This is a genomic window from Nocardiopsis sp. iso_186, from assembly GCF_056173365.1.
The window spans coordinates 2,984,695-3,009,493 of record NZ_CM149670.1; the positions used below are offsets into that span (position 1 = coordinate 2,984,695).

Sequence of the window (24,799 nt, forward strand, 5' to 3'; positions counted from 1 at the left end):
CTCACGCTTCCGTTCCGGTGGTGTCGGTGACTCCGGCACGCTCCTGGTAGGCGTGCACCATGGCGGGGCGCAGTGCGCCGCGCGGGCGGCGGCCCGGTCTGATGTCGGCGGTCAGCGCCTTGACCTCCTGGATGTGGGCGTTGGGGTCCAGTGAGATCGACGAGAGCTCGTTGGCCGCGTCGCCGGTGGCGTAGCCGTTGGTGCCCCAGTGGTAGGGCAGGCCGATCTGGTGGACCGTGCGCCCCTGGACGCGCAGCGGCGCCATGCGGTCGGTGACCAGGACCCGGGCCTCGACGGCGTTTCGGGCGGTGACGATGGTGGCCCAGCCGCCGTGGCACAGGTCCCGTTCGGCGGCCAGTTCCGGTGAGACTTCGCAGAAGAATTCCGGTTGGAGTTCGGCGAGGTAGGGCGTCCAGCGGCTCATTCCGCCGGCGGTGAAGTGTTCGGTGAGCCGGTAGGTGGTCACCACGTAGGGGTAGACGTCGGCTCCCGGGGTCTGGGCGTCGGGGTGGTAGCGGTTGTGGCGCCCCGGATAGAGGAGTCGGGTCGGGCTGTGCTGTTGGTCGTAGAGCGGGTTGCGAAACGGCGAGTCCTGCGGCTCGTAGTGCGCTGGGAGGGGCCCGTCCGTCAACCCGGCGGGCGCGTACAGCCAGCCCTTCCCGTCGGCCTGCATGATGAAGGCGTCGGTGCCGCTGAGCGCGGCCACCCCGCCTGCCTGTGGTCCGGGCCGGTAGTCGGGGTTCTTGTCGGCTTCGAAGTCGGGCACGTCGTGGCCGGTCCACCGGCCGGTCGCCTCGTCCCACCAGACCAGGGCCTTGCGGGGGCTCCACGGTCGGCCTTCGGCGTCGGCCGAGGCGCGGTTGTAGAGCACGCGCCGGTTGGCGGGCCAGGCCCATCCCCATTCGGCGGCGATCCAGTCCTGCCCCGTAGCGGGCACCCTGCGGGCCGCCTGGTTGACACCGTCTGCGTACACGCCGCAGTAGATCCAGCAGCCGCAGGTGGTGGAGCCGTCCTCGCGTAGTTGGGTGGAGGAGGCGAGGGGCACGCCGTGGGCGTCGGAGCCGTTGATCTCGGCCAGGACCGCCTCTGCGCTGGGCTCGTCTCCGTGCTCCAGGGGGTAGTCCCAGGTGAGGTCGAGGATCGGCCGGTTGACGGGATCGGTGGAGCCGGCGAGCTCGCGGCGGATGATGCGTCCCAGGTGGTACATGAACCACAGATCGCTGCGCGCGTCCCCCGCGGGTGCGACGGCCTGTTCGTGCCACTGCAACATCCGGTTGGTGTTGGTGAAGGTGCCCGACTTCTCGGTGTGGGCCGCCGCGGGGAAGAAGAAGACTTCGGTGGCGATCTCCTCGGTGCGCAGCTCCCCGGATTCGATCTCGGGCCCGTCCTTCCACCATGTCGCACTCTCGATCAGTGAGAAGTCGCGCACGACGAGCCAGTCGAGGGCGGCCATCCCCAAACGCTGCAACTTTGCGTTGGCCGATCCCACCGCGGGGTTCTCCCCCATGAGGAAGTAGCCCTTGCAGACTCCTTCCAACTGTGCCTGCACGGTGTCGTAGGTGCCGTGCGAGCCGGTGATGCGGGGCAGATGGTCGAAGCAGAAGTCGTTTCCCTCGTGGGCGGCCTCTCCCCACCATGCTTTGAGCAGGCTGACGGTGTAGGCCCTCATGTTGGCCCAGTAGCCCTTCTGCGCGGAGTCGGCGCGGATGAAGTCGTCCAGGGACTGCTCGTGGTGGGCGTGGGGCATCGGGATGTAGCCGGGCAACAGGTTGAAGAGGGTCGGGATGTCGCTGGAACCCTGGATGCTGGCGTGGCCGCGCAGCGCCATGATGCCGCCGCCGGGGCGGCCGATGTTGCCCAGGAGCAGTTGCAGGATGGAGGCGGCACGAATGTTCTGGGTGCCCACGGTGTGCTGGGTCCAGCCAACCGCGTAGCAGAAGGCGCTGGTGCGATCGGGGCCGGAGTTGGCGGTGAGCAGATCGCATAACTCTTTGAACGTTTCCGGCGCGATACCGCAGGTGCGCTCGACCATCTCGGGCGTGTAGCGGGCGTAGTGCCGTTTGAGGATCTGGAAGACGCAGCGTGGGTCCTGCAGGGTCGGATCGGTCCGGATCGAGCCCCCGACCCCGGCGCCGCCCGCGCCCTGCTGTTCGGGGCGTCCCGCGTTCCTGACGGCGGAGTCGTGTTCGAGGCGGCGACGGGCAAGCTGGTCGCGGTCGCCCGAGGCGGGCGTCACTGCCGCGCCGTCGTACTGCCAGGTGCTGACGTCGTAGTCGCGGTTGTCGGCGGAGAATCCGGAGAACAGACCGTCCAGGTCCTCGGTGTCGCGGAATTCCTCGCAGACGATGGTCGCGGCGTTGGTGAAAGTGGTGAGGTAGTCGCGGAAGTACCTCCCCTCGGTCAGGACATGGTTGATGATGGCGCCGAGGAAGGCGATATCGGTGCCGGCCCTGATGGGAACGTGCAGGTCGGCCAGTGCACTGGTACGGGTGAAACGCGGGTTGACGTGGACGACGGTGGCGCCGCGCGCCTTGGCCTCCATGACCCACTGGAATCCGACCGGGTGCGCCTCGGCGAAGTTGGACCCCTCGATGACGATGCAGTCGGCGTTTTGCAGGTCCTGCATGAACGTGGTGGAGCCGCCCCTGCCGAAGGAGGTGCCCAGCCCCGCGACGGTGGAGCTGTGGCACACCCGGGCCTGGTTCTCCACCTGCACGACGCCCAGGCCGGTGAAGAGTTTCTTGATGAGGTAGTTCTCCTCGTTGTCCAGGGTCGCGCCGCCGAGGCTGGCGATGGCCATGGTGCGCGCCGTTCGCAGTCCTTCGTGCTCGTCCTGCCAGTTGTCGCGCCGCGTGCGCACGACCCGCTCGGCGACCATCTCCATGGCGGTGTCGAGGTCGAGTTCCTGCCAGTCGCGGCCGTGCGGCGGCCGGTAGAGCACGGTGTGCATCCGGGAGGGACCGGTGGTCAACTGGAGCGTGGCCGATCCCTTGGGGCACAGACGGCCTCGGCTGACCGGGGAATCCGGATCGCCCTCGATGTGCACGACCTTGTCGTCGCGGACGAAGATCTCCTGGCCGCACCCGACCGCGCAGAACGGGCACACGGACTTGGCGACCCGATCGACCGTGGCGGTGCGCGGGATGAGCCCGCGGCTGGCGTCGGACTCGGCCGCGGCGCCTCTTCCCGAGGGGTCGCCCCCGGTGGCCTGGCGGTAGACCGGCCATGACTCGATCCAGGAGCGGACTCCCATGGGTTCTCCTTCGCTCGGTCGTCTTCTGCCAAGCGGTGGCACCCCGGGTTCCTCCGCCTTCGCCGGCGGCGGCTACCCCCGGCCCCAGCCTGCGAAACGGAGGAGTTCGGCGCTGGTCACGGGGTTCTCTGGACCCTCGGGGGTAGTGGGGCGCCAGGCCGACATACCTGGAGGACACGGTGGGCGAGGGCAAGCGTTTCGGGTTCGACTTCGATGAGCGGTACGCGCGGGTGCTGGCGGTCCTGGGGGTGCGGCCCGACCGGGCCCACGTGGATGTCAACGGGCAGGCCCTTCGCATCCGGTTCGGCCCGTGGACGGTGGACACGCCCCGCTCCAACATCACCTCGATCCAGGTCGGTGGACCGTTCGTCCCGTGGAAGGTGATCGGGGCGCGCGTGTCGCTGGCCGACGGCGGTTTGACTCTGGGCACCGCTGCCCGGCGGGGGGTGTGCGTGCGGCTTCGCACCCCGGTACGGGGAATCGAACCCTTGGGGCTGCTGCGTCACCGGGGGGTGACCGTCACGGTGGTCGATCCCGATGGGCTGGCAGCAGCGCTGGAGGCAGCACCAGAGACAGCTTGACCTGGGCCGACTCTTTTTTCGCGACGGTTCGGGCAAAGAGCGCTGAAAGTTCGCCGGAGGACGCATAACACCCGCCTTCCAGGGCTAGTCGTCGGGTGCACGCGTGGCCTGGGCGATGGCGAGGGGAGCACCGTCCGGCGGTCCGGTGACGGTGGCGCGCGGTGCGGCCGGCCGCGCCGGAACGCTCCTTGCCGGAGGTCGTGCCGAGGAGCTTGGAGGACGATGGCCGTGGCGTTTTCACCCGGAGGTCAGGAGCGGGTCTTACGCGAGATCGAGGAGCGGTTCCGCGACGACGACCCGGGTTACGTGCGGCAATTCGAGATGCTGTTGCAGGATTCTCGCGGTTGGGACCCCCCTGAGGAGGAGTGGCCCGATGCCGAGGAGGAGCGGTCCTCACTGGTGGTGACGGTGCTGTGCGGAATATTCATGGTCTGCGCGGTGCTGCTGCTGGTGGTGGTCATCGCCGGCTGGAACCCCGAGCCCCCGTCGATGACTTCGCCCCATCCGCCGCCGACGCTGAGTTCGGACCCCTAGCCTCTTCGCCTCGGCCCGAGGGCCGGGGTTCATCGGCCTCTGGCGTGCGCACCGTAGTCAACGGCTGCCGTGTAGGCGGCGAAGACGTCGTCGTAGGCCGCGCGATCGGGTCCGGGCCGCACCGGTAGGTCCAGGCCCAGAGCCGGAGCAGGCACGGAGAGCCCGACCGCGTCCGCTGCGAGCAGGGCCGCACCCAGCCCCGATGCGCTGCGCAGCGTGATGGGGACCAGTTCCACGCCGAGGACGTCGGCGAGCAGTCGCCGAAAAGCGGGGTGACGCGCACCGCCGCCGGCCAGTCGCACGCTCGCGGGCAGCCCGCCCGGGAGCGCCGTCGCGGCGTGGCGCACCGAGAGCGCCACCCCTTCGAGGGCGGCACGCAAGACGGCGGCGCGGTCGGTGCCCAGCCGCAGCCCGGACAGCACACCGGTGGCCAGCGGGTCCAGGACCGGGGTGCGCTCACCGGTCAGGTGCGGCACGAACAGCGTTTTGCCCGCTCCCGGCTCCCCGACTGCGGCCGCGTCGTACAGTTCGGTCCAGTCCGCGCCGAGGAGACCGCGCACCCATTCGAGGGCGATCCCGGCGTTCTGTACCGCCGCCATGCGGTACCAGCCGGTGGCTGCGGCTGTTCGGTAGACGTTGACTCCTTCGACGGCCGCGGGGGTGTCGGTCAGCAGGACGAGTTGGGCACCGCTGCCCACGGTCAGCTGGGCCTGCTGGGCGCGCAGACCGGTCGCGTGCAGCGCCGCGGGGGTGTCACCCGCCCCCACGGCAACGGGGGTGCCCGCGTTCAGTCCGAGTTCCGCGGCGGCCTCGGGGGCGAGTTCTCCCGAGGACTTTGCGGAGGAGCGCACCGGGGGCAGCAGTCGGCCCGGGACGCCCGCCGCGTCGATCGCGGCGGACGACCAGGTATTGGCGGGCATGTCCCACAGCAGGGTGGCCGAGGCGTCGGAGGGGTCGGTGGCTGCGTTGTTGGTGAGGTGCAGACGCAACCAGTCCTTGGGCAGCAGCGCCCAGCGTGCGGCGGCCAGGGCGGCGGGTTCGTGGCGGGCCGTCCAGGACAGCAACGGCCCCAGCATTCCGGGGGTGAGCGGGTTGGCCAGTCGGGTCTGCTCGGCGGCCGACAGGCCGCGCCAACGGACGAGTTCGCCGGTGGCGCGCTGGTCGGCCCACAGTAGCGCCGGGCGCACGGGAGTGCCGTCGGCGGACGCGAGCACCAGGCCGTGCATCTGCCCGTCCAGGCCGATCGCCACGATTCTGGGATGCCCTGCGCGGGCCAGGGCGGCGTGGACGGCGCCCACGCAGGCCGTCCACCACTCCTTCGGGTCGGTCTCGGCCCACCCGTGGGCGGGTGCCGAAACCGGATGGGCGGCGTCGGCTTCGGCCAGAACGGTTCCGTCGGTCGCGACCACCAGCGCCTTGACCCCGCTGGTGCCCAGGTCGATCCCCAACAGCGCGTCGGTGGCCATCGCGCGTCCCCCTCCGGTCGGTGGTCGTGCGCGTGTACCGGCCTCGGGCCGCTAGCACGCCGTGTCCTCGGATACGGCACTAGCATCACACGGGTGAACCGAAACGGATTCGACGGTACGCAGGCCGTGACACGACGATTGTCGCTGCGGCGACCGGAACCGAAGGATGTCGAGGCAGTTCTGGCGGTCCACAGCGACCCGCTGGCCTGCGCGTACAACCCCTTCGACGCGGTGTTCGACCTGAACGGGGCGACGGAGCGCCTGGCGCATTGGGACGAGCACTGGCAGCAGTTCGGGTTCGGCTACCGGGTGATCCGCGAGCACGGTTCGGAGCAGGTCCTGGGGTTCTGCGGGGTCAAGCTCACGATGCTGGCCGATCGGCACGTTCTCAACCTGTTCTACCGGCTGGCACCTGAGGAGTGGGGCCGGGGCGTGGCCACCGAGGCCGCGTCCTGGACTGCGTGGTGGGCCGCCGAGTACCTGCCGGTCTACCCCCTCGTCGCGCGGGTGCGGTCCGACAACACCGCCTCCCAGCGTGTTGCGCTCAAGGCCGGGTTGATGCGCGCGCCGCACCTGGACGACCCGGGCCCCGACGGCCTGGACTGGATCTTCGCGGCCCGCTGGCCCGGTGTCGAACCGGGTGTTCCCTCCCCCGGCGGGGCGCGGGTCAGATCGCCTCGACGCGTTGCAGGTGGCTGAAGGCGGCCCAGCCGGGCAGGACCGGGAGCCAGAAGGTGAGCACCCGGAACAGCAGGACCGCCGGGAGCGCCACGGCCGCCGGGACCCCGGCCACGGCGGTGAGACCACCGATCAGAGCGGCCTCCACCGCGCCGATCCCCCCTGGCGAGGGGGCCGCCGAACCGATGGCGTTGCCGGCCAGGAAGACCACTCCGATCGCGACCACCCCCGGGTCGTGGCCGAAGGCTACGACGCTGAAGTACAGGCACAGCACGAAGGAGAAGGTGAGCAGCAGGGTGCCGCCCATTCCCAGTGCGAGGCGGCGGGGCTGCTGGATCAGATCGAGCAGTTGGGGCAGGACACCCCGGAAGTAGGGTCGGGCGCGGGCCAGGAGCGCACGGCGCAACCGGGGCAGCGCCAGAACCGCGGCGACCACGAGGGAGAGGGCCCCTGCGACGATGAGCAGGGCCAGCGACGGTGCGAAGTCGCCGCCCGGGTAGGCGGTACCGGCGAGGTAGGCGAACAGCAGCAGCAGGGGGACGTGCGTGATGAGCCCGGCGAGCTGGGACACGCCCACCGCGGCGACCGCCTCGGGGGTCGTGGCTCCCGAACGCGCCAGGTAACGGGTGTTGATGGCCAGGGATCCCAGGCCCGCCGGGGTGGCGATCCGGATGAAAGAGGCCGCGAACTGCACCAGCAGGGTCCGCCACAGCGCGATGCGCACGGGGGAGAACCCGATGAGAGACAGGGCGGCGGCGAGCATGCACGCCAGCGACATCGCCAGCGCCCCCCAGGCCCACGGCGCCGAGGGGTTGCGGATGGTACTGAGGTTGACACCGGTGAGCTGGTAGGCCAGCACCAGTCCGACGACCGTTGCCGCCACGACGCTGACCACCGCGCGGGGACGCATTCGCTCCACCTTGGCGGCCTGGGCGGGAGCATCGGGGGCCACCAGCGAGATCTCCTCGCGGATGCGGCCCAACAGGGTGCGGTGTGCGCGCAGCGCACGGCGCAACGCCAAGGGCAGTCCTGCTCCCTGGATGAAGGGGAGGGTCGCGGCGACCGTTTCGGTGCCCGCGCTGCGTACGGCCGAGGCGACGGCGCGGCGCGGCCCCACGCGCAAAGCGATCGTGGTGATGAGAGCCGCGGTGTCCAGTGAGAGGGCCAGCGGACCGGCGGCGATCGTTCCGGTGGACAGTCCGGTGAACATGACGCGTCCGTCGGCACGCAGGGCGATGGTGGCCGCGCTGAGGTTGCGGTGGGCCACGCGGTGGCGGTGCAGCAGGCGCAGCTCGTCCCAGATCCGATCCACGAACGCGTCGTCGAAGGTGTCGTCGGTGACGTCGCCGAGGGCACGGGAGCGGACGTGTTCGCGCACCAGCACAGCGGTGCCCAGGTCCAGTTCGCCCACGGCCAGCAACCGCGGGGTGGCCGCCCCCGCGGCGCCGGCCGCGTACTCCAGCAGCGCGGTGTGCTCGACCCTGCGCCGCACCCCCAGCAGAACGGGGGGTGCGGCGGGGTCGCGCAGGGCGATCCGCGTGAGCAGGCGCTTCCACACGCCGTTGGCCATGTCGGCGCGCAACAGCACGACGTCCAGGCGGCGTCCCACCGTCTCCGCGACGAAGTGCTGGTTGCCCTCGGGGTCACCGCCGCGCGGGGTCAGGCTCAGCGGCTCCATGCCGAAACGGGAGAGTTCACGGTCCAACCGGGGCCGGAGGGGGGCCTGGGCGCCGCTCCCCACCAGGTAGAAGACAAGGTCGGCGCAGATCAGGCCGATGAGGAAGGTCAGCAGCAGGGAGACCACGGTGGTGTAGCCGGACAGGACCACCGAGGCGGCGGTGACCGCGATTCCCAGTGTCATGGCACCGGCCACGCGGGGCAGTTGGACGGGGCGGGCAGCGCGCAGGTAGGCGGTGACCGCGGCGAGGTAGGCGTGCAGCGGACTGCTGGCGATCCCCCCGGCGTCGGAGGCGCTGAGGAAGCCGGGAAGCATGTCGGCGGTCAGGGCGATCAGGGCCGCGTTGAGGCAGAGCACGAGGACGTAGCCCAGGGCTGCGGCGCTCAGGGCCCGCACGAGCTGCCGATAGGCACGGCGCAGCAGCCGTTCGACGACCGTGACGCTGATCAGCAGGATGACGGTGATGTTGGCCAGCCCCGCGGCGATGAACAGCAGCGATTCGGGGAGCAGTCCGCGCAGTTCCTCCGCCTCGGCCGTGCCGGGCGGCCCGGAGGTGAGGACGGCGAACAGCAGTACCAGGAACAGCACCCCGCTTCCGATCACCGCCATCAGCAGGTCGGTTGGTCGGCGCGCCGTTGTGTGCAGGTCGGCGGGGCTCGCGCCGTCTGCCGATACCGCTTGTCCCGTTTCCACGTGTCCTAGATTGCCCTGTCCCCATTGGTCGTCGCGCCAGGGGCGGTCCGTGTGTCGTGGAACGGCGCGCACGACGGTCGGCGGGCGGACCGTGCACGCACCGGTGCCGGGAGGAGCGGGTCTCCGTGCGGTCAAGGCTGTGTCGCGCGTGCGCGCCTGCGCTACACAGGTATCGCGGACCCGGTGTTCACCGGCCGGAGGGGCCCTCCTCCGGACCGGAGAAACATCGGTCGGCAGGCACCGGGCCGGGCGGGTAAATCTCCGCCTCCGCGACTCGAACGGTCGAGGGGCACGGCGGGCAGTGCAGCCGGAGCCCCCGTCCTCGTGGCCGGAAACGGTCAGGTCGGTACCGCCCCGCGCGGGCACGCCGACGCCACCGGAGCCGGCGGCCGGCGGTGGCCGCCGGAGCCGCGCAGCGGGGGATCACAGGTGGTGGCGGCGGGAGACGGAGCGGGCGTCGTACTCTGCGCGGGCGGCGACCGCGGCCGGTCGGGTGGCGGCCTGGGCGACGGGCACGTCCCACCAGGCGTTGGCTCCGGGAGCGGACAGGTCGGGATCGGTCTCGACGTAGACGGCGGCCGGGGCATCACCGTCGCGGGCCGAGCGCAGGGCGGTCCGCAGTTGGGCGACGGTCGTGGCCCGGTGCACGGCCATGCCCAGGCTCGCGGCGTTGGCCGCCAGGTCGATGGGCAGGGGCGCTCCGGTGAACGCACCGGAGGTATCCCGGTAGCGGTAGGCCGTGCCCAGGCGCTCGGCGCCGACCTGTTCGGACAGCCCACCGATGGAGGCGTAGCCGTGGTTCTGCACGATGACGACGACGATCTTGACGCCTTCCTGCACCGCCGTGACGAGTTCGGTGGGCATCATCAGGTAGGTCCCGTCGCCCACCAGTGCGAACACCTCGCGTTCGGGGGCGGCCAGGCGTACGCCGATGGCTGCGGGGATCTCGTATCCCATGCAGGAGTAGCCGTATTCCACGTGGTACTGGCGGGCGTCCCGGGCACGCCAGAGCTTGTGCAGGTCCCCGGGCAGGGAACCGGCGGCGTTGATGACGACGTCGGTGTCGGCCGCGACCTCGGCGAGCACACCGAGGACGTGCGCCTGGCCGGGGACGGCGTGCTCGTCGGGGGCACGGCAGGCCGCGTCCACGACGTCCTCCCAGGCACGGGCGGCTGCACGGTACTCCCGGACATAGGCGGGGTCCACCCGATGGTCGGCCAGGGCGTCGCCCAGCGCCTGAAGGGCGACGCGGGCGTCGCCCACGACGGCGGCGCCGGCCTGCTTGGCGGCGTCGAACCCGGTGATGTTGAGGTTGACGAAGCGCACGGACGGGTCGGCGAAGAGGGTGTTGGAGGCGGTGGTGAAGTCGGAGTAGCGGGTGCCCACGCCGATGACCAGGTCTGCCGTACGCGCGATGTCGTCGGCCGCGGCCGTACCGGTGTGGCCCACGGCGCCCAGCAGTGCGGGATGGCCGTGGGTCAGCGATCCGCGTCCGGCCTGGGTCTCGGTGACCGGGATGGCGGTGGACCGGGCCAGTTCGGCGAGTGCGGCCTCGGCTCCGCTGTGGTGCACTCCTCCCCCGGCGATCACGACCGGACGGCGGGAGGCGCGGATCAGTGCGGCGGCGTCGGCCACCGCCTCGGGGTCGGGGACGGCGCGGCGTACGTGCCAGACCCGGTCGGCGAAGAACTCCAGCGGCCAGTCGTGCGCCTCTGCCTGGACGTCCTGGGGCAGGGCGAGGGTGACCGCGCCGGTCTCGGCGGGGTCGGTGAGTACGCGCACGGCTTTGCGGGCGGCGTCGATGAGCGCTTCGGGCCTGGTGATCCGGTCGAAGAAGCGCGAGACGGGCCGCAGGGTGTCGTTGACGGTGACCCCGGGCTCTGCCGGTACTTCCAGTTGTTGGAGGACGGGGTCGGCGGGCCGCGCGGCGAAGGTGTCGCCGGGCAGCAGCAGGACCGGCAGGCGGTTGATGGTGGCCAGTGCCGCACCGGTGACCAGGTTGGTCGCACCGGGGCCGATGGAGGTGGTGACGGCCTGCACCGAGAGCCGACCGCGTTGGCGCGCGTAGCCCACGGCCGCGTGCACCATCGCCTGCTCGTTGCGTCCTTGCAGGTAGGGGAGATCGGATCCTGGCTCCAGGAGGGCCTGGCCGATGCCGGCGACGTTGCCGTGGCCGAAGATGCCCCAGCAGCCGGTGACCAGGCGGTGGCGCACGCCGTCGCGCTGGGTGTACTGGACGCTGAGGAAGCGCACCAATGCCTGGGCGACGGTGAGGCGGACGGTGGCCCTGCTCATCGGTCGGTTCCTCCGGATCCGTGGGCGGGCCGGGAGTAGAAGGGCAACCGGGGGTCGGGGGCCTGTTCGGCCCAGGTGTCGCGGACCCAGGTATGGACGGGGTCGTCGCAGATGCGCCAGGCGCGCTCGGGGTCGGGGCCGGCCATCACGTTGAGGTAGTACATGTCGTAGCCGGGCACCGCCATGGAGGGACCGTGCCAGCCGTCGGGGATGAGGACGGCGTCACCGCTGCGGACCTCGGCAAGCACGTCGGTGGCATGGCCGGCGCCGGAGGGGTAGACCCGCTGGTAGCCCATGCCGGGGCCGTCTGGCCCATCGGCGATCTCGAAGTAGTAGATCTCCTCCAGGACCGATTCGCCCTCGCGCTCGGTGTCGTGCTTGTGCGGGGGGAAGGACGACCAGTTTCCGGCCGGGGTGAGCACCTCGACGGCGATGAGCCGGTCGGCCTCGAAGGTGTCGGCGGCCAGGAAATTGTTGACCTGGCGGGTGGCCTGGCCTGCGCCGCGCAGTTCGACGGGGACGCCGGAGGCGGGGCCGTAGCGAAACTCCAGCCGGGTGGCGCAGCGGGCGCCGGTGAGGGCGAACCGCCCGCCCCCGGCGGAGGAGATGCGGGCGATGGCGTCGCGGGGGAGGTAGGCGAAGTCGGTGACACCGGAGAACACGCTTCGGCGACCGGCCAGGGTGAACGAGCGTCCGTCGCAGGAGACGTCGCAGGAGCCGGTGAGCGGGAGCACCGCCCATTCGCTGTCACCGGTGCGGAGTTCGTGCCCCTGCCCCGGGGCGAGCTCCAGCACGCGCAGGGAGGAGTAGCCCCAGCCGGCCGACTCGGGGTCGATGCTGGTGGTGTAGGCACCGATGGCGGTGCTACCGGCGCGAAGATGCGGTGACGTGCTCATGGGGCGGGCGTCCCTTCGGGTGAGTGGGTGGTCACAGCAGGCTCACGGCGGTGTCAACGGCACCGGTGACGTCGTCGTCCGCGGGGTAGAGCAGGGTGCGCCCCACCACCAGGCCCTGGACGGAGGGCAGTTCCAGGGCGCGGTGCCAGCGTTCGAAGACGGCCGCGGACTCCCCCGTGACCTCCCCGCCCAGCAGCAGCAGGGGCAGGGTGGTGGCCGCCGCCACCCGTGCCATGTCGGTGACGTCGTCGGTGAGGGGGACCTTCAGCCAGGTGTAGGCGGAGGTACCGCCCAGCCCCGAGGCGATGGCGACCGAGCGGATGACGGCTTGGGCGGAGAGGTCGTTGCGCAGTCGGCCGTCGGCGCGGTGGGCCATGAACGGTTCGACCATCGCCATCAAACGGTGGTGGGCGAGCTCGTTGACGGCGTCGGCGGCAGCGGCCATGGTGGCCAGCGAACCGGGATCGTCGGGGTCGATGCGCAGCAGGAGCTTGCCCGCGTCGAAGCCGGCGCGTTCGATGTCGTCGGCCCGGTAGGCGGTGAAACGGTCGTCGAGCTCGAAGGCCGCTCCGGCGAGGCCGCCCCGGTTCATCGAACCGACGACGACCTTGTCCTCCAAGGCCCCCAGGAGCAGCAGGTCCTCCAGGATGTCGGGGGTGGCAAGTACCCCGTCCACTCCCGGTCGCGCCAACGCCGCCACGAGACGTTCCAGCAGGTTGACACGGCTGGCCATTGCGTCGGGGCGGCCGCTGACACCCAGCGCGCCGCGTGCGGGGTGGTCGGCCGCGATGATCATGAGGCGGCCGCCCCCGGGGGGCAGCAGCGGACGCCTGCGACGGGCGCGGGCGGCCTCCATGACGGTTTCGGGGCGCGTGGCGCGCAGCCGGGTCAGCTCACTGATGGCGGGTGTGGACACGGTCAACCTTCCAGTCGTGGTCACGCGGGCGGGGCTGCGCGGTGGGCGAGCAGTTCCTCGACCTCGGCTGCGTAGGGCATGGCCGGGGAACAGGCCAGTCGGGCGGCCACGATGGCGCCCGCGGCGTTGGCGAACCCGATGACGCGTTCCAGGTCCCATCCGGCCAGCAGTCCGTGGCACAGTGCGCCGCCGAAGGCGTCCCCCGCGCCCAGACCGTTGACGACCTCCACCGGGACGGCCGGGGCGGCGACACGTCGGGTGGGGGTGACCGCCAGCACCCCGGCGGGCCCCTGCTTGACCACGGCGAGTTCCACACCCGCGGCCAGCAGGAGGTCGGCGGCCCGGTCGGGGTCGCGGGTCCCCACTGCGCGCTCGCATTCGTCAACGTTGCCCACGGCGACGGTGGCGTGGGCGAGGGCCTGGCCGTAGAGGTCGCGGGCGAGGTCGTGGTCGCTCCAGAACATGGGGCGCCAGTCCAGATCGAACACGGCGGTGCCGCGCTTGGCGCGCTCGCGCAGTGCGGCCAGGGTCGCGGTGCGGCTGGGTTCGGCGCACAGGCCGGTGCCGGTGACCCAGAAGACCCCGGCGGCGGCGATGGCCGGATGATCGAGGTCGGCCGCTTCGATTTCCAGGTCGGGGGCCTTGGGCTCACGGTAGAAGTACAGCGGGAAGTCGTCCGGGGGGAACAGCTCGCAGAAGGTGACCGGGGTGGGGAGCGCGGCGACCGGGGTGACCCAGCGGTCGTCCACTCCGAAACCCTGGAGCGCGGTGTGCAGGAACTCGCCGAAGGGGTCGGCTCCGGTGCGGGTGATGACGGCGCTGGAGCGGCCCAGGCGCGCGGCTGCGACCGCGACGTTGGTGGCCGATCCGCCGAGGTACTTGCCGAACGTCTCCACCTCGGCCAGCGAGACGCCGGTCTGGAGGGGGTAGACGTTGACGCCGATGCGGCCCATCGTGATGACGTCGAACGCTGGGGTCATGGGGCGCCCTTCACGGCCGGAGCTACTCGGACAGTCCATCTCTACTAGGCAGGGCGAAAGCATGTCAACGATTTGTCTTGACATACTGACTTCACGACTTCCTGCACCGTTGGGTAGGGTGTGCGCGTGACGACGCCCAACAGCCCCCGGCCCTCTTCCCCGGGCATCTGGGATCCCGGCGCCGAGATCCTGGTGGACCACTCCAGCCCGATGCCGCTGTACTTCCAGATCGCCACCCAGCTGGAGAGCGCCATCGACTCCGGTGCCCTGGCCCCGGGTGCGCGCCTGGACAACGAGGTGCACCTGGCCGGCCGGTTGGGCCTGTCGAGGCCCACCGTGCGCCAGGCCATCCAGATGCTGGCGGACAAGGGCCTGGTGGTGCGCAAGCGCGGCGTGGGAACCCAGGTCGTACACAACAGGGTCAAGCGCGGAGTCGAGCTGACCAGCCTGTTCGACGACCTCAGCGCTCTCGACCAGCGGCCCGGCACCCGAGTTCTGGTCAACGTGGTCGAACCGGCAGGGGCCGCGGTGGCACGCGCCCTGGACGTCGCGGAACGAACCGAGGTATGGCGCCTGGAGCGGGTGCGGCTGGCGCGCTCCGAACCGATCGCGCGCATGTGCAACTACCTCCCCGCCGACCTCATCCCGCTGCCCGGCGACGAGGTACTGGAGACGCGCGGCCTCTACCAGCTCCTGCGCGGCGCGGGCGTGCGCATGCACGCGGCCCGCCAGAGCATCGGCGCGCGCGCCGCGAGCCGCGCCGAGGCCGAGTTGCTGGGCGAGAGCGAGGGCGCGCCGCTGCTCACCATGGAGCGCACCTCCTACACCGCCGCGGGGCAGGTCGTGGAGTACGGCACCCACCTGTACCGCGCCTCGCGCTACTCCTTCGACTTCGCGTTGCGGGGAACCGGCTAGTCCCCGCGCCCGCGGGGCGCAACCGCGCGCGGGGCGGGGGGAACTTGAAACCCCGATGCGCGGCGTGACAGCCTCAGCGTGCCCGGGGCACGACCCCGCGCGTTCGACCGTCGCGGCCACCAGTCGCGCGCCGCCCTGTCCACGAGCAATGGAGCATCTGTGACAGCCACGCCCCTGACCGTCAGTTCCGTGATCGCCGGAGAGCCGGCCCCCGGCACCGCGGGCACCTACCTCTCCACCAACCCTTCCCGAACCGAAGAGGTCGTGGCCGAGGTCCGCCTGTCCGGACGCGCCGACTTCACCGCCGCCTGCCGGGCGGCCAAGGAGGCCCAGGCCGCCTGGGCGCGCACCCCCGCCCCCGTGCGTGGCCAGGTCATCGCCAACTTCGGCGACCTGGTGAGCGCGAACAAGGAGGCGTTGGCCCAGATCGTCACTCGCGACATCGGCAAGACGCTGGCCGAGGCGCGTGGTGAGGTGCAGGAGATCATCGACACCGCGGAGTTCTTCCGCGGCGAGGGGCGCAGGCTCTACGGCCAGACGGTGCCATCGGAGATGCCCGACAAGCAGTTGTTCACCTTCCGCAATCCGTTGGGCGTGGCCGCGATCATCACCGCGGGCAACTTCCCCGTGGCCGTCCCCGCCTGGTACATCATTCCCGCACTGCTGAGCGGCAACGCGGTGGTGTGGAAGCCGGCCGAGTACTCGGCCGGGTGCGCGTGGGCGTTCCACGAGCTGCTGGTGCGGGCGGGTGCGCCGCGCGGGGTGGTCAACCTGGTCTATGCCGAGGGGGAGGAGACCTTCGCCGGACTGGAGCAGGCGCTGGACGAGGGCCTGGTGGACAAGGTCGGATTCACCGGCTCCAGCGCCGTGGGCGTGCGCGTGGGCGAGCTGTGCGGGCGGCACCTGCAGAACCCGTGCCTGGAACTGGGCGGCAAGAACCCGATGGTGATCACCGAGGACGCCGACCTTGAGTTGGCGGTGGAAGGAGCCCTGTTCTCCGGGTTCGGCACCGCCGGGCAGCGCTGCACCTCGCTGGGGACGGCGATCGTGCACGAGTCGGTGCACGACCGCTTCGTGGAACTGCTGGCCGAGGCAGCGGGCAAGGCCGCGGTCGGCGACCCGACGCAGGACGTGCTGTACGGACCGATGATCAACGAGCGCTTCGCCGAGCGGTACGAGTCCTACCTGGGCTGGATCGGCGACCATCACCGGGTGCTGGGCTCCACCGGTACCGGGCGCATCGGCGCCGCCAACCCGCGCGAGGGATTCGTGGGGGACGCCGAGGCCGGCCTGTTCTACCACCCGGTGATCCTGGACGGGGTGCGCGCCGACGACCGGGTCTTTCGCGAGGAGACGTTCGGGCCGATCATCGGGGTGGCCTCCTACACGCGGCTGGAGGAGGCCGTCGAGTTGGCGAACCTGCCCGGCTACGGGTTGTCCTGCTCGATCTACACCACCGACCCGGCCAAGGCGTTCGCCTACCGCGCGGGAATCGGGGCCGGGATGGTCAGCGTCAACAACTCCACCTCCGGCGCCGAGGCGCACCTGCCCTTCGGCGGCAACGGGCGCTCCGGCAACGGCGGGCGGCTCTCCGGGGTGTGGGTGCTCGACCAGTTCACCCGCTGGCAGTCACTGAACTGGGACTACTCCGGTCGCCTGCAGAAGGCGCAGATGGAGGGCCCGCAGATCGAGGCGCAGCCGGACTTCCGGCTCTAGGCAGCGGGGCCGCGTCGTCCTCGGACCGGCCGGGGGCGACACGGCCCCGTACGCACAGCGGCTGCGTGCGGTAAAGACTCGGCGGTTTCCCTGACCGGTTCCGCGCGGTGTCCGTTGCAGGGGCCGTGATGCCGGTGCCCGGTCATGATCTGCGGCCTCGTGGCCGGGGTGGTCCTCTGGGGCGGGTGCGGGGACGACGACCGGGCGGACGTCCTTGCCTGGATCGGCTCCGGCGCGCCGCTGTTTCGCACGGACGGGCCGGCCGTAGCGCCCAGGCACCTCTTTCCACCTGTTTCGCGCTGCTGGACGATGCCGGCCGCACGGTAGCGATGGTGGACCGTGCCCCGATGGGGTGCGTACTGCTCGGGGGGCACGTCGCCGAGGGCGGGGACCCGCGCCGGAGCGCCGAGCGGGGGCGGGAAGGGTTCGCGCTGGGCCCCGGGGTCCCATCCGTCCTTCGGGGACCGGCCGGCGAGACGGAGAGCCCGGCACCGCCCGCGGCAGCGGATCGCGACACGGAACACGGGCCCTGCCGTACTCGCCGGCCGGACGGGTCCGGGCACGGCAGGGCGACGGGCGCCTACTCCGCGGAGATCTGCACCTCGCTGCGGTCTCCCGACCAGAGGGTGTGGAAGACGCCCTTCTTGTCGGTGCGACGGTAGGTGTGCGCGCCGAAGAAGTCCCGTTGGGCCTGGACCAGCGCGGCGGGCAGGCGCTCGGAGGCCAGCGCGTCGTAGTAGCTCAGCGCAGAGGCGAAGCCGGGGATCGGGATGCCCGACAGCGCGGCGGTGGCCACGATCCGGCGCCAGGCGTCCTCGCCGTCGGTGACGGCCCTGGCGAAGTAGGGGTCCTCCAGGAGGGTCGCGATGTCGGGGTTGGCGTCGTACGCCTCGACGATGCGGTTGAGGAACTGGGCGCGGATGATGCAGCCGCCGCGCCAGATCTTGGCGATGTCGCCCTTGTTGATGTCCCAGCCGTACTCCTGGGCCCCCGCGATGATCGCGTCGAACCCCTGGGCGTAGGCGACGACCTTGGACGCGTAGAGCGCTGCGCGGACGTCGTCCTCAAAGCTGGAGCTGGGCTTTTGGATGTCGGGGCGCCACGTGATGGCGCCGCGCACGGCGGCCCGCTGGCCGGGCTTGGCCGACACCGAGCGGGCGAACACGGCCTCGGCTATACCGCCGACGGGAACCCCCAGGCCGAGGGCGTTCTGCACGGTCCACACACCGGTGCCCTTGGATCCGGCCTGGTCCAGGATGACGTCAACCAGCGGCTTCTCGGTTTCGGCGTCCTTTTGGCGCAGCACCTCGGCGGTGATCTCGATGAGGTAGCTCTCCAGGTCGCCCTCGTTCCACTGGGCGAAGACATCGGCGATCGCCTCGGGGTCGTGCCCGGCGACACGGCGCAGCAGGTCGTAGGACTCGGCGATGAGCTGCATGTCGGCGTACTCGATGCCGTTGTGGATCATCTTGACGAAGTGGCCGGCGCCGTCGGTCCCCACGTGGGTGACGCACGGTTCGCCCTCCGCGACGGCGGCGATCGAGGCGAGGATCGGGCCCAGGGTCGCGTAGGCCTCGGCGGAACCACCGGGCATGATCGAGGGGCCCTTGAGCGCGCCCTCCTCGCCCCCGGAGATTCCGGCGCCCACGAAGTTGAGGCCGCGCTTCTTGGCCGCGCCCTCCCGGCGGATCGTGTCGTGGAAGTTGGCGTTGCCGCCGTCCACGATGATGTCGCCCTCCTCGAAGAGGTCGCTCAACTGGTCGATGACGGCGTCGGTCCCTGCTCCGGCCTGCACCATGATGATCGCGGTGCGCGGCTTGGACAGGGAGTCCACGAAGTCCTCGACGGACTCCGAGGCGATGAACGCGGCCTCGGGGTGGTCGGCGACGAGGGTACGTGTCTTCTCCGGGGAGCGGTTGTAGACGGCGACGGTGTTGCCCGCTCGGCTGGCGAGGTTGCGGGCGAGGTTGGAGCCCATGACCGCAAGCCCCACCACCCCGATGTTGGCGCGTGCCTCGTGCGTTTCACCCATGCGTGTGCTCCTTGATCCGCGGGGAGCTTCCTCCCCTGCCTGTCCCCTGCATTCGGCGGTGCCCCTACCCAGGAGCAACCGCTCGGCCACCTTGTCCAACAGCCCGGATCGGCGTCGGCGCCGCGGAGCGGCGGAGCGATGTCCGGCGCGACGCGCACGCGGGCGCGGACCGGGTCGCGCGCGGCCCTCGTGTTGCCCGCCCCTGCCGGTGGTCGGCACCAACGTAGCGGCCTCACCAGGCCGGGGACGGGATTGGGTGGGGCGGAAGAGTTAACCAGAACGACAAAATGAGGTATTGCTCAACAATCCTTCAATACATTAAGTTTTCGGATCAGCACTGACCGGAACCGCGATCCGAAAGTGAACAATTATGGCGAGAACCCGCACGGCCGCTCGACTCCTTGCCGGAGCAGTCATGATCACCCCACTGTTGATGGCGGCGTCGCCCGCCGCGGCAGGCCCCGGCAACGGGCCCCGCGCCTGCCTGGACCACGACGGCGCCACCGTCGAGGAGGCGCGGGTGGACGAGGCCGCGGTCAAGGAGATCCTGGAGCGTTCGGGCTTCGACGCCCCCGTGCGCGAGTTCACCGCGGCGCTGTGCAAGGCGCGCACCCAGCGCGCGGCCGAGGCGCTGGTGGAGCGGCACGGGGAGCGGCTGTGGCGCTCGGCGGTGGACCGGGTCCAGGACAAGGGCAAGGGCAAGGGACCGAAGGCCGGGTCCTTGAGCGCCGGGGACGACCGTCCGCTGTACTGGGCCCGCTTGTCCATGACCGGTGCGCTGAACAACTGGTCGCCGGGCTTCGCTCTCTCCGAGGAGGCCCGCGCCGACCTCGTGGCCCGGATGGAGCGCAGCTCACGCGGCTACTCCAGCCTGGAGAAGCCGGCCCGCAAGGGCGTGACGCGCATCGTGGTGACCGGTTTCGACCCCTTCCGGCTGGACAACGACATCCGCCAGGGCAACCCTTCGGGGGCCGCCGCCCTGGCCCTGGACGGCACCCGCGTGGAGACCGGTGCGGGGACCGTGGTCATCGAGACAGCGATGTTCCCGGTGCGCTGGCGCGACTTCACCGACGGCATCGTGGAGGAGGCGCTGCTGCCGGCCTACACCGGGCGCACGACCGCCGACGCGGTGATCACCGTCAGCCAGGGCCGCGCGGGACGCTTCGACCTGGAGGCGTACAACGGCGCGTGGCGCGCTGGCTCCCCCGACAATGAGATGGCCGGCACGCCTGAGCAGGTGCCCGTCCCGCGGGGCGTACCCACCGTGCGCCCTCAACCCCAGTGGACGGAGTCCACGCTTCCGCACGACGCGGTCATCGCCGCCTGGACCGGGGTGTTCCCCGTCTACGACAACACCCAGGTCACCGAGATCCCGGCCGGTTCCGACCAGCAGGTGGCCCGGCCCGACGGTCCCACCGAGGGCTCCACGGCGCGCTCGGGCGGCGGGGGCAACTACCTGTCCAACGAGATCGCCTATCGCAACACCCTGCTGCGCGACGGGTTCGGCAGCGGCATTCCCGCTGGGCACGTGCACACGCCGATCCTGTCCTTCGGCGGGGACAACACCGACGCGGTCTCGGACCCGGTGTTCGAACAGAACCGCACCGCGATCGTCAACCAGGTCGCGGCGATCGTCGAGGTGATCGCCAACGAGACCGTCGGCGACTGACCCCTGGCCATCGACACGCGGTGGGCCCGCACAGGATCTCCTGCGCGGGCCCACCGGATCGGGACGGGCAGCCGGGTCACGGGTGCATGATCACCTTGGTGTAGCCCTCTTCCCGGCGGTCGAACCGCTCGTAGGACACCGCGGCGTCGGCCAGGGGAACCTCCTTGGTCACCACGAACGACGGAGTCGCCTTGCCCGTGGTGATGAGGTCGCGCAACTGGCGGTTGTAGCTCTTCACGTTGGCCTGGCCGGTACCCATGCGCAGGCCCTTCTCGAACATCTTGCCGACCTCGAAGAGCAGGCGGCCGTGCTTGGACTCCTCGTCAACGCCGCCGGGGTCCGAGGGCAGGTAGAGACCGGGCACGCCCAGGGCGCCCGTGGGCCGGACGGTGTGCACCAGCGCGTTGAGCACGACCGCGGGCTCCTCCTTGCCGGGATCGGAGTATCCGCGGGCCTGGTAGCCCACGGCGTCCACGCCCTTGTCCACCCCGCCGTCGGTGGCGTCGCGGATCTGCTCGGCGGGGTCCCCTGTGGTGAAGTCGACCGGGACCGCGCCCATCTGCTCGGCGAGCCGCAGCCGCTCAGGGACCTGGTCAACCACGAACACCTGGGAGGCACCGCGCAGGAAGGCGGAGTAGGCGGCCATCAGCCCGACCGGCCCCGCGCCGTAGACGGCCACCGTCTCCCCCGGGCTGACGTCGGCGAGCTCGCAGCCGTGGTAGCCGGTGGGGAAGATGTCGGCCAGCATCGCGTAGTCGGCCTCGTGGTCGGTTCCCGGCGGCAGGACCAGGCAGTTGAAGTCGGCGTAGGGAACCCGCAGATACTCTGCCTGGCCGCCGGGGTAGGGCCCCATGGCCACATAACCGTAGGCCCCACCGGCGAACCCCGGGTTGACCGTCAGGCAGAACCCGGTCTTCCCCGCGAGGCAGTTGCGACAGAAGCCGCAGGCCACGTTGAAGGGCATGACCACGCGGTCGCCCTTGCGCAGCGTCGAGACTCCTGATCCCAGTTCCTCGATGATCCCCATGTTCTCGTGCCCGAAGACGATGCCGGGCTGGGCGTCGGTACGGCCCTCGTACATGTGCAGGTCCGAACCGCAGATGCAGGTCGAGGTCACCCGTACGAGCACGTCGTTGGGATGCTCGATGCGCGGATCGGGGACGTCTTCGACGTTGACGTCGTAGGGCCCGCGGTAGACGACTGCTCTCATGGTGTGCTCCCAGCGTCGGTCGGTGTCCGGGCCGGCCGGCCCGGACCGTTCGTGCGCGGCGCCTTCCTCACGGGGGCGGTCCGGCCTCATGGCCGGGCACCCCTGCCGTGCGGCGCCGTTCCTTCATCTCCGACTCCTGGACGTGGCGCACTCCCCCGAGCAGCGCCTCGCGGACCGTGCGCTCCGCGTCGCGAAAATGCGTGTAGTAGCCGTCGTCGTACTCTTCGACGAGCTGGTAGGTCCAACGGCCCTCGATGACGTTGCGGCCCACGAGCGAGTGCTCGATCCCGGCCGCGAGCTCCTCGTGTCCGCCGGCCCTGAGCCGCGTGACGACCTCGTCGAGTTTGAGATCGGCTTCCCCGGTGAGCCGGTGCATCGCGTACAGGTGGCCACGGGCACACTCCACGATCTCCAGCGCCTCGGTGAGCCGACCTGCCGCTTCGACAGCGGCGGCGTCCGCTCCGGGCGGACGCCGGTCGGCACCGGGACCGCCCGCGGATGCGTCCAGGTTCTCCATGCCGGGCCGCTGCCCCCGGAGGCTCCGTTCCATGCACACGCCCGGCGCGGCACCGGACCGGCGGCGATGCCGCACGAATGTGGTCAACGGCCGCGCCTCGGGTAGCCGCCGTGGCCAGAGGGACGACCCGCACACGGAGGAGGCCGGACATGGACGCCTTGACCAGGGACGAGATCGACACCGCGCTGAGCGCGCTGGGCAACTGGGAGTACCAGGCGGGAGTACTGGCCCGGCTGGCCCGCACCGACGACCCCGAAGGGCTCGGCCGCGCGTTCGACCAGGCCGCGGGCAAGGACCGCGACCACGTGGACGCGGTGGACACCCCCAACGGACTGGTGCTGCGCGTACGCACTCCGGGGACCGACACGGTGACCGCGGTGGACGTCGAGGTGGCCGCGCGCCTGGAACAGGTCATCGAACTGGGCGGTGCCGATTCCGTGCCCCCGGCCCCGCGGGAGAGGGGCTGAACCTCCCGCAGGTCTAAGGAGCGGCCGGGAAGCTCAGCGCGAGGTACTCGTATTCGCTGTTGCCGATGGCCTCGTCCGCGTCGCGGTCAACGACCACGGCCAGGTAGAGGTCGTCCTCCCAGTCAACGATCGGAACGGCGCGGTCGCGAGCGTCGTGGACGGTGTCGTAGTAGGCGGCCCGCGCACCGTCGGGCGTGTCCCGCAGGCGGGTCCCCACCAGGTGGTTGTGCCGGTCGGTACCCAGAAAAAGGATGCCGCTGCTGTACTCGGTGTCGGCGGCTCCCGTGCCCGGCGCCATGCACAAAACGTCCTCGAGTTCGGTGTCGCTGTCCAGGGAGAACACCGAGTCGTCGGTCCAGGCGCAGATCCGGACCGGGGTCTCCTCGTCCAGGTCGGGGACGCGGAGTTCGAAGGGGAGACGCTCCAAGGCGACCTGGGAGGTGCGGGAATCGCCGGAGCCCGCGTCGGCCGCCACCCCAACGGTGGTCCCGCTCTGGACGACCTCGATGCCCAGCCGAGGAGTGCGGGGCAGGCCGTCGGGGCCTCCCTGTCCCGGTTGTTCCTGCTGCGACGGTTCGGGCGTGACCGGCGCCGACGCGGACTCCCCGACCGCCCCTTGGCCGCCGGAGGCGACGATGGCGTAGATCGCGGCGACGGCGCCGGCACATGCGACCACCGCGAAGACCACGACCAGGGCGGTGACGGAAACCGCGGTGGGGTGCGGAGCGCGGCCGTGGTTTTGATGGTGGGGGTGGTGATCCATTGGGGGGTTCCTCGTCGCGGTGGAGGGGCGGTGCGGCCGGGGTGCTCCGGGCCATCTTGCCCGGTCCGCGCGGGGTGCGCCTGGGGCAATGTACTCAGGTTCACCCGGGGGACGTCCGCCCTGCCCAAGAAAACACCCGATGATGGGCCCTCCCTGTCGCCCGTGCCGACGCCTGGGCTAGAAAGGAACGATGGCCCTCCCTTTCTCCCCCGTACCCGGCTCCCGGCACGACGGCCTGCGCAGCCGGGCCTTTCGGCTGCTGTTGCTGGCCACCGTGGCGAGCTTCAGCGGGTACGCGATGTTGTTGCCGTTGGTCCCGTTGTGGGCGGTCCGGGGCGGCGCGGGTGAGATCGGGGCCGGCGCGACAACGGCGGTCTTCATGCTCACCACCGTCGCGATGCAGCTGGGGATGCCGTGGCTGTTGGCGCGCGGGGGCTACCGGTGGACGTTCGTGACCGGGTCGCTGCTGTTGGGCTTGCCCACCGCACTCGTGGGTCTGTCCTTTGACCTCGTCCCCCTGCTGGTGGTCGCGGCCGTGCGCGGCGTGGGATTCGGCATGGTGACCGTGGTGGGATCGGCGCTGGCCGCCCGGCTGGTGCCGCCCGGGCAGATCGGCCGCGCCGCGGGCTACTACGGAATGGCGGTGGGGGCCCCGCTCCTGGTCGTCCTCCCTGCAGGAGTGTGGCTGAGCCTGAACGTGGGCTTCTGGGTACCGTTCCTCGCCGCGACGCTGGCACCGCTCCTGGGCGCGGTGGCCGCGGCGGCGATCCGGCTCGACGTCCGTGGCGATGCCGACCGGGCCGGACGGGACGGACAGCGCGCCGACGGCCGCACGGTGCTGCGGCTGTGGGGGACGCTTGCCGCCCCCCTGGTGGCGATGCTGGTGCTGGCGGTCGCCTCCAGTGCCGTGGTCACTTTTCTGGCCATCCCCTTGGCGGCCGCACCGTGGGTGGCGACGGCCGGACTGCTGGGGTACAGCGCTGCCGTACTGGTGGGCCGCTGGGCGGCGGGGCTGGCCAACGACCGGGGGCCCGGGCGGTCGCTGCTGGTGGCCGGCGCGCTGGGGGCGTCGTCGGGGATGATCCTGCTGGCGTGGGCGCTGTGGCCGGCAGGCCAGGGGTGGAGCGGGCCGGGGGCCGTGGCCGTGACGTTGGTGATCGTGGGAGCGGTGCTGTTCGGTGCGGGGTTCGGCGGCGTGCAGAACGAAACCATGGTGCTGATGTTTCGCCGGTCGGGTCCGGCGGAGTACGGCACCGCCAGTGCGGCCTGGAACATCGGGTTCGACGCCGGGACCGGCGTCGGCGCCCTGGGGCTGGGGGTGGTCGCCCAGACCCTGGGCTACGGTCCGGCGTTCGCGGTCGCGGCCGTGGCCGCCACCGCCTGCCTGCCCGTGGCGCTGTCGCTTGCCCGCCGCACCGGACGCGGCGGGTCGGCACCGTCAGCGGCCGACGGCGGCGCGTACTAGCCGCAACACCTGTGCCTTGCGCCATGTAGGGGCACCGACGGGCGTCGAGCGCCCGCGCCGACGACCGCGGGCCCA

At 71.3% G+C, this 24,799-nt stretch carries 19 protein-coding genes; 8 read left to right on the plus strand and 11 right to left on the minus strand.

The annotated features are described in order from the left end of the window. Position 1: 1 nt before the first annotated feature. On the minus strand, positions 2-3,253 hold the full coding sequence (gene fdh / locus AC0VYP_RS13230) for a formate dehydrogenase (RefSeq protein ID WP_475469887.1): 3,252 nt from the start codon (positions 3,251-3,253) through the stop codon (positions 2-4). 179 nt (positions 3,254-3,432) lie between these two features. Between fdh and AC0VYP_RS13235 the strand changes: the two genes are divergently transcribed. Both AC0VYP_RS13235 and AC0VYP_RS13240 read left to right on the plus strand, forming a co-directional pair. Continuing rightward, complete coding sequence (locus AC0VYP_RS13235; protein ID WP_475469889.1) at positions 3,433-3,834, plus strand: hypothetical protein; 402 nt, start codon at positions 3,433-3,435, stop codon at positions 3,832-3,834. Positions 3,835-4,062: 228 nt separating this feature from the next. Further along, a complete protein-coding gene (locus AC0VYP_RS13240; RefSeq protein ID WP_475469891.1) occupies positions 4,063-4,368 on the plus strand; it encodes a hypothetical protein in 306 nt (101 codons plus the stop codon). Between the two features lie 29 nt (positions 4,369-4,397). Here the strand turns inward: AC0VYP_RS13240 and AC0VYP_RS13245 are convergent, their stop codons facing one another. Next, a complete protein-coding gene (locus tag AC0VYP_RS13245) occupies positions 4,398-5,834 on the minus strand; it encodes a xylulokinase (protein WP_475469892.1) in 1,437 nt (478 codons plus the stop codon). 126 nt (positions 5,835-5,960) lie between these two features. Between AC0VYP_RS13245 and AC0VYP_RS13250 the strand changes: the two genes are divergently transcribed. Further along, positions 5,961-6,533 carry a GNAT family N-acetyltransferase gene (locus AC0VYP_RS13250; RefSeq protein WP_475469894.1) on the plus strand — a complete coding sequence of 191 codons (573 nt, stop codon included), beginning with the start codon at positions 5,961-5,963 and terminating at the stop codon, positions 6,531-6,533. Here the strand turns inward: AC0VYP_RS13250 and AC0VYP_RS13255 are convergent. The 5 genes from AC0VYP_RS13255 to iolC form a co-directional block, all read right to left on the minus strand. Next, on the minus strand, positions 6,502-8,883 hold the full coding sequence (locus AC0VYP_RS13255) for a lysylphosphatidylglycerol synthase domain-containing protein (RefSeq protein WP_475469896.1): 2,382 nt from the start codon (positions 8,881-8,883) through the stop codon (positions 6,502-6,504). The two genes, AC0VYP_RS13250 and AC0VYP_RS13255, sit on opposite strands and share 32 nt — an antisense overlap. 423 nt (positions 8,884-9,306) lie before the next feature. Next, positions 9,307-11,178 (minus strand): 3D-(3,5/4)-trihydroxycyclohexane-1,2-dione acylhydrolase (decyclizing), encoded by a 1,872-nt coding sequence (iolD, locus tag AC0VYP_RS13260; protein ID WP_475469898.1) that lies wholly within the window; start codon positions 11,176-11,178, stop codon positions 9,307-9,309. After that, positions 11,175-12,074, minus strand: a complete 900-nt coding sequence (iolB, locus tag AC0VYP_RS13265) for a 5-deoxy-glucuronate isomerase (RefSeq protein WP_285759999.1) — start codon at positions 12,072-12,074, stop codon at positions 11,175-11,177. The genes iolD and iolB overlap by 4 nt, the downstream gene beginning before the upstream one ends. A gap of 31 nt (positions 12,075-12,105) precedes the next feature. Continuing rightward, the gene (locus tag AC0VYP_RS13270) at positions 12,106-12,990 is read right to left on the minus strand and encodes a Cgl0159 family (beta/alpha)8-fold protein (RefSeq protein ID WP_475469900.1); all 885 of its coding nucleotides are present in this window, start codon (positions 12,988-12,990) and stop codon (positions 12,106-12,108) included. A 20-nt stretch (positions 12,991-13,010) separates the two neighbouring features. Next, positions 13,011-13,970: a 5-dehydro-2-deoxygluconokinase gene (gene iolC / locus AC0VYP_RS13275; protein ID WP_475469901.1), complete on the minus strand. Its 960-nt coding sequence runs from the start codon at positions 13,968-13,970 to the stop codon at positions 13,011-13,013. 126 nt (positions 13,971-14,096) lie between these two features. Here iolC and AC0VYP_RS13280 point away from each other — a divergent pair, with 126 nt between their 5' ends. Together AC0VYP_RS13280 and AC0VYP_RS13285 are read left to right on the plus strand one after the other, a co-directional pair. Beyond that, on the plus strand, positions 14,097-14,885 hold the full coding sequence (locus tag AC0VYP_RS13280; RefSeq protein WP_349497210.1) for a GntR family transcriptional regulator: 789 nt from the start codon (positions 14,097-14,099) through the stop codon (positions 14,883-14,885). A gap of 159 nt (positions 14,886-15,044) precedes the next feature. Then, positions 15,045-16,601, plus strand: a complete 1,557-nt coding sequence (locus tag AC0VYP_RS13285) for an aldehyde dehydrogenase family protein (protein WP_475469902.1) — start codon at positions 15,045-15,047, stop codon at positions 16,599-16,601. A 580-nt stretch (positions 16,602-17,181) separates the two neighbouring features. Here AC0VYP_RS13285 and gndA read toward each other — a convergent pair. Further along, a complete protein-coding gene (gene gndA, locus AC0VYP_RS13290) occupies positions 17,182-18,633 on the minus strand; it encodes an NADP-dependent phosphogluconate dehydrogenase (RefSeq protein WP_475469903.1) in 1,452 nt (483 codons plus the stop codon). 370 nt (positions 18,634-19,003) lie between these two features. Here gndA and AC0VYP_RS13295 point away from each other — a divergent pair, with 370 nt between their 5' ends. After that, entirely contained in the window at positions 19,004-20,302 is a 1,299-nt protein-coding gene (locus AC0VYP_RS13295; RefSeq protein WP_475469905.1) for a pyroglutamyl-peptidase I, read from the plus strand. 76 nt (positions 20,303-20,378) lie between these two features. Here AC0VYP_RS13295 and AC0VYP_RS13300 read toward each other — a convergent pair whose 3' ends face one another. Together AC0VYP_RS13300 and AC0VYP_RS13305 are read right to left on the minus strand one after the other, a co-directional pair. Continuing rightward, on the minus strand, positions 20,379-21,512 hold the full coding sequence (locus AC0VYP_RS13300; RefSeq protein ID WP_285760005.1) for a glutathione-independent formaldehyde dehydrogenase: 1,134 nt from the start codon (positions 21,510-21,512) through the stop codon (positions 20,379-20,381). A gap of 67 nt (positions 21,513-21,579) precedes the next feature. Further along, entirely contained in the window at positions 21,580-22,062 is a 483-nt protein-coding gene (locus tag AC0VYP_RS13305) for a hypothetical protein (RefSeq protein ID WP_285760006.1), read from the minus strand. 116 nt (positions 22,063-22,178) lie between these two features. On the opposite strand from AC0VYP_RS13305, the gene AC0VYP_RS13310 reads away from it, so the two are divergent. Beyond that, positions 22,179-22,496 carry a hypothetical protein gene (locus AC0VYP_RS13310; RefSeq protein WP_285760007.1) on the plus strand — a complete coding sequence of 106 codons (318 nt, stop codon included), beginning with the start codon at positions 22,179-22,181 and terminating at the stop codon, positions 22,494-22,496. 13 nt (positions 22,497-22,509) lie between these two features. On the opposite strand, the gene AC0VYP_RS13315 is transcribed toward AC0VYP_RS13310, so the two are convergent. Further along, the gene (locus AC0VYP_RS13315; RefSeq protein ID WP_475469907.1) at positions 22,510-23,259 is read right to left on the minus strand and encodes a hypothetical protein; all 750 of its coding nucleotides are present in this window, start codon (positions 23,257-23,259) and stop codon (positions 22,510-22,512) included. 190 nt (positions 23,260-23,449) lie between these two features. Here AC0VYP_RS13315 and AC0VYP_RS13320 point away from each other — a divergent pair, with 190 nt between their 5' ends. After that, positions 23,450-24,724, plus strand: a complete 1,275-nt coding sequence (locus AC0VYP_RS13320; protein WP_475469909.1) for an MFS transporter — start codon at positions 23,450-23,452, stop codon at positions 24,722-24,724. The last annotated feature ends 75 nt before the right edge of the window (positions 24,725-24,799 follow it).

Coding starts and splice junctions, on each gene's coding strand:
- fdh (WP_475469887.1), bottom strand. CDS start 3,253: ATGGGAGTCCGCTCCTGGATCGAGTCATGGCCGGTCTACCGCCAGGCC.
- AC0VYP_RS13245 (WP_475469892.1), bottom strand. CDS start 5,834: ATGGCCACCGACGCGCTGTTGGGGATCGACCTGGGCACCAGCGGGGTC.
- iolD (WP_475469898.1), bottom strand. CDS start 11,178: ATGAGCAGGGCCACCGTCCGCCTCACCGTCGCCCAGGCATTGGTGCGC.
- iolB (WP_285759999.1), bottom strand. CDS start 12,074: ATGAGCACGTCACCGCATCTTCGCGCCGGTAGCACCGCCATCGGTGCC.
- iolC (WP_475469901.1), bottom strand. CDS start 13,970: ATGACCCCAGCGTTCGACGTCATCACGATGGGCCGCATCGGCGTCAAC.
- gndA (WP_475469903.1), bottom strand. CDS start 18,633: ATGGGTGAAACGCACGAGGCACGCGCCAACATCGGGGTGGTGGGGCTT.
- AC0VYP_RS13295 (WP_475469905.1), top strand. CDS start 19,004: ATGGCGAGAACCCGCACGGCCGCTCGACTCCTTGCCGGAGCAGTCATG.
- AC0VYP_RS13300 (WP_285760005.1), bottom strand. CDS start 21,512: ATGAGAGCAGTCGTCTACCGCGGGCCCTACGACGTCAACGTCGAAGAC.
- AC0VYP_RS13305 (WP_285760006.1), bottom strand. CDS start 22,062: ATGGAACGGAGCCTCCGGGGGCAGCGGCCCGGCATGGAGAACCTGGAC.
- AC0VYP_RS13310 (WP_285760007.1), top strand. CDS start 22,179: ATGGACGCCTTGACCAGGGACGAGATCGACACCGCGCTGAGCGCGCTG.
- AC0VYP_RS13315 (WP_475469907.1), bottom strand. CDS start 23,259: ATGGATCACCACCCCCACCATCAAAACCACGGCCGCGCTCCGCACCCC.
- AC0VYP_RS13320 (WP_475469909.1), top strand. CDS start 23,450: ATGGCCCTCCCTTTCTCCCCCGTACCCGGCTCCCGGCACGACGGCCTG.